This is a genomic window from Cellulomonas sp. GbtcB1 (genome assembly GCF_019091725.1).
Lineage (GTDB): Bacteria > Actinomycetota > Actinomycetes > Actinomycetales > Cellulomonadaceae > Cellulomonas.
Genome location: NZ_JAGXJG010000261.1, coordinates 1 through 270, shown reverse-complemented (window position 1 = coordinate 270; position 270 = coordinate 1). Strand labels below are relative to the sequence as shown.

Sequence of the window (270 nt, the reverse complement as noted above, 5' to 3'; positions counted from 1 at the left end):
GGGCCGAGGGCACCTCCCCTCTGGGCGCCAACTCGTACGGCTGGGTGCTGCCGCTGCCGCTCGAGGCGCCCAACGGCGTCCAGAACGACGTGATGTCGTGGGTCTGGGCGACCGGCGGCTCGATGCTCGACGACGGCCAGCCGGCGCACACCGACAACCCGGATGTGGAGAGCGGCGTGCAGTTCGTCGCCGACCTCTGGGACGCGGGGGACGTCGCGCCGGGCTCCTTCACGATGAAGGAGCAGGACAAGGTCGAGGAGTTCACCAACG

1 pseudogene is annotated in these 270 nt (G+C 70.4%); it reads left to right on the top strand.

Annotation, left to right across the window (positions count from 1 at the left end):
* A pseudogene (locus KVT14_RS20430) lies at positions 1 to 270 on the top strand (sugar ABC transporter substrate-binding protein); the annotation flags it as partial.